Genomic DNA, 4,073 nt, shown 5'->3' with positions numbered 1-4,073 from the left:
AGCTGATTTAATCCAAGGATTTCGTTAGAGCAGTTGCCCCTTCGCTTGGTTTAAAGGTGGAGGGGTTTTGTTTGGGGTGATATGGTGGTTTCAGGTTCGTCTGCTCAGTACTTCGGTTCCTGTTTTTTATTCACCAGCTGAGCTTTAGTCAGCAGGTGAATTTTAGTTGATTGAGCTGGTAGCTCCAAGTCCACCTGCTCAATAGTTCAGGAAGATCGCGGTTATATTTCGCTTAGAATTGCTTTGGCTTTAACAACCGAAATTACCTTTTCGAAACTAATGCTCAGTTTGTTGTTCTTTTCTTTCATGCGGCATTTGTTCGGATTTTTCTGCACATAGCTCAGTACCCGTGTAAATACTTCGGATTGATAGAAGGGTGATTGCTGGTCGGAAATGAAGTAGCAGCTCATCTTTTTATTTTTCAGGATGATGCGTTCGATTCCTAAACTGATAGCAAGCCAACGAAGTCGAACAACTTCGAGCAGTTCAATACTTGGTGCAGGTAGTTTACCAAAGCGGTCAATCAGGCTCAGCTCAAAATGTTCCAGGTTTTCTTCGGTTTCCATGCTATCGAGCTCGCGGTAAAGCAACATCCGTTCCGAAACGCTTTGGATGTAAGCATCGGGGAACAACAGCTCCATATCGGTATCGATCTGGCAATCGCTGATGAATTTGTTTTGCAGGAAAGCTTTGCCGGCATCTTCCTTTTCGTCGGCAAACAGGTCTTTGTATTCGGTTTGCTTCAACTCCTGAATGGCTTCGTTGAGGATGCGGTGGTAGGTTTCGTAACCGATATCGGCAATGAAACCGCTTTGCTCAGCACCCAGCAAGTCGCCGGCACCGCGAATGTCGAGGTCGCGCATGGCAATATTGAACCCGCTGCCCAATTCAGAGAATTCTTCGATTGCCTGCAGACGACGGCGGGCTTCGGTACTAATGAGCGACATGGGAGGCGTTAAAAGGTAGCAGAACGCTTTTCTGTTTGAACGGCCAACACGTCCACGCAGCTGGTGCAAATCACTCAATCCGAAGTTCTCAGCATGGTTGATGATGATGGTATTCGCATTCGGAATATCCAGCCCGGCTTCAATAATCGTTGTGGCAATCAGCACATCCTGCTCGCCGTTAATGAAGTCGAGCATAATTTTTTCCAGCTTGGGACCTTCCATCTGGCCATGACCAACAGCCGTTTTTACACTGGGAACAATACGTTTAATGGTGGCTTCAACTTCGTAGATATTCTGTACCCGGTTGTGGATGAAGAACACCTGTCCGTTACGAGCCATCTCATATTGAATGGATTCGCGAATGATATCTTCGTTGAAGCCATGCAGCTCGGTAACAATAGGGTAGCGGTTTGGTGGCGGAGTTTGAATAATCGATAGGTCGCGGGCACCCATCAGCGAGAATTGCAGGGTACGTGGAATCGGTGTTGCGGTCAGCGTCAGCGTATCGACGTTCACCTTCAGCTGCTTCAGTTTTTCCTTTACCGATACGCCAAACTTCTGCTCTTCGTCAACAATCAGCAAGCCCAGGTCTTTAAACTTCACATCTTTACCCACCAGGCGGTGTGTGCCGATCAGTATATCAACTTTTCCATCGGTCACGTCTTTCAAAATCTTTTTCACCTCGGCAGTTGGGCGTAACCGACTGATATATTCCACCCGGACCGGGAAATCTTTGAGCCGGTCGGAGAATGTTTTGTAATGTTGAAGGGCCAAAATGGTTGTTGGAACAAGCACTGCAACCTGTTTGCTGTCGGTTACAGCTTTGAAAGCTCCGCGAACAGCAATCTCGGTTTTTCCGAAGCCCACATCGCCACAAACCAGGCGGTCCATCGGGATGGGACGTTCCATGTCTTCTTTGACTGCAGCAGTGGTTTTCACCTGGTCGGGGGTATCTTCAAAAATGAACGAAGCTTCCAGCTCGTCCTGTAAATAAGAATCGTGCGAGAAGGCATGGCCCATTTCCTGTCGGCGTTTCGCATAAAGGGCAATCAGGTCGCGGGCAATATCTTTCACCTTCGACTTGGTTTTGTCCTTCAGCTTTTGCCAGGCACCACTACCCAGTTTATTAATTTTCGGCTCAACGCCTTCCTTGCCTTTGTATTTTGAAATGCGGTGCAACGAGTGAATGCTCACCAGCAGCACATCGTTGTCGCGATAGGTCAGTCGGATGGCTTCCTGTAATTTACCGTTGATCTCGGTTTTCACCAGCCCGGCAAATTTGCCAATTCCGTGGTCGATATGCACCACATAGTCTCCCGGACTCAGCTTATTCAGCTCCTTGATGGTGATGCTTTCCTTTTGTTCCTTTTTGCTACGGGTTTTGAATCGGTGATAACGCTCAAAGATCTGGTGATCGGTATAGCAACATACCTTCAGATCGTGATCCACAAAACCTTCGTGCACCGTAAAGTTGAGTGGTGTAAACTTTACATTCAATCCTTGATCATCGAAAATTGCTTTCAGGCGTTCAATCTGTTTCTCACTACTCGAAAGGATGAAATTCTGATAGCCGTTAGCCAGGTTTTGCTGCATATTTTGAGCCAGCAGTTGGAAGTTTTTATTGAAAACAGGCTGCGGAACACTGTTGAATTCTACTTCATTGTCCCCCTTAAAGCCGGCTTGTGAGTTACAGGCAACCAGGCGAAACGGGTTTGCTGCTTCCCGGAATTCCTTTCCCGAAACAATGCGTTCGGCAATATCTTCTTCCTGTCCATCCAGCCCAATGGTGCTGGTGTAAAACTGGTCCATCAGTTCGCTGATCAGTTGCAGATCGTTGAAAAAAAGCAAGCTGCTTTCCGGTATAAACTGAAGAAAGTTTGACCGGTTGGCATCCTTCAAACTGCTTTTGACATTGGGGATGATGACAATCCTGGGAAGCTGATCTTTCGAAATTTGCGTTTCAATGTCGAAACTGCGGATGGTGTCCACTTCGTCGCCAAAGAAATCCAGACGATAGGGATCCTCATTCGAAAACGAGAAGATATCAACCAGGCTACCGCGAATGGAATATTGACCAGGCTCGTACACAAAGTCAACCCGCTCGAAACCATATTCAAACAGTACGTCGTTCAGGAAATCGATGGACAGGTTATCGCCTTTATTCACCGCAAAGCTATTCAAATCCAGTGCTTCGCCGGTAATGACCTTTTCTACCAATGCTTCGGGGTAGGTCACAATCTTAACCGGGTTGCCTTGCCGCACCTGGTTCAATACCTCGGTGCGCTGAATAATGTTTTCCTGCTCCAGGTGTTCCGGATGGATCATCCGTTTGTAAGATCCGGGGAAAAATAACAATTGACTGTTGGTTTGCAGGTTCCGCAAGTCGTCGTAAAAGTAGGCAGCTTGCTCCTTATCGTCCAGGATGTAGACTTGTACCTGCTGCTCTTTTTCGGCCAACAAGGATGCAAAAACGGTTTTTAACGATCCTACCAGACCTTTGAGTTGTGTCTTCGATCCGGTTGTTTCAATCAGGTTTAGCGCTTGTTGAACGATTTTGTGTTCGCGGTATAATTTTCGAAAATCTGCTAATTCCAAGGCTGAAAAATTTTGATCGCTAAGATACAAAATAGTTTTGGGCATTCGGTTCAGGACTGTTAAAGGTCCTAAAAAAGCAGGAGCTAATGAACTAAAATATCTCCCTTGTGTTTAAGTATTCAGATATCTAGATGTGAAATCAAAAAGACGACCATGTTACACACGAATTTGAAACACGTTCTGTCAGCTGCCGATCACCAAAAGCTGATTTCTGAAAACGAAAATGTGATGATTTGCTGTGGACGAATGGGACCTATGTGTATTCCGGTTTATGCTGCAATGACGAAACTGGAAAACCAATATCCGCAGGTTGTTTTTGCCGATATGGAGTTTGATATTCCTGAGGCAGCTGTGATTCGCGATGCTCCGGAGTGCCGGAATTTTATGGGCCTTCCGTTTGTGATGTATTATAAAAACGGGCAGGTTGCACATGCCTCAAGCAGCATTCTGTCGACCTCGCAAATTGAAGAGGTTTTGACTAAAAAGTTATTGAAATAGCAGTCTCTGAAATAGTGAATTTAGGTTTTTGTT

General features: G+C 46.0%; 2 protein-coding genes. One reads left to right on the top strand and one right to left on the bottom strand.

All coding sequences use genetic code 11. The features are described from left to right. Positions 1-221: 221 nt before the first annotated feature. Entirely contained in the window at positions 222-3,542 is a 3,321-nt protein-coding gene (gene mfd, locus AC37HE_RS10220) for a transcription-repair coupling factor (protein WP_500782736.1), read from the bottom strand. 153 nt (positions 3,543-3,695) lie between these two features. On the opposite strand from mfd, the gene AC37HE_RS10215 reads away from it, so the two are divergent. Next, positions 3,696-4,040, top strand: a complete 345-nt coding sequence (locus AC37HE_RS10215) for a thioredoxin family protein (protein WP_500782735.1) — start codon at positions 3,696-3,698, stop codon at positions 4,038-4,040. The last annotated feature ends 33 nt before the right edge of the window (positions 4,041-4,073 follow it).

It is taken from the genome of Mangrovibacterium sp., assembly GCF_059905295.1.
This window is presented reverse-complemented; position numbering and strand designations above follow the sequence as displayed.

Coding starts and splice junctions, on each gene's coding strand:
- AC37HE_RS10215 (WP_500782735.1), top strand. CDS start 3,696: ATGTTACACACGAATTTGAAACACGTTCTGTCAGCTGCCGATCACCAA.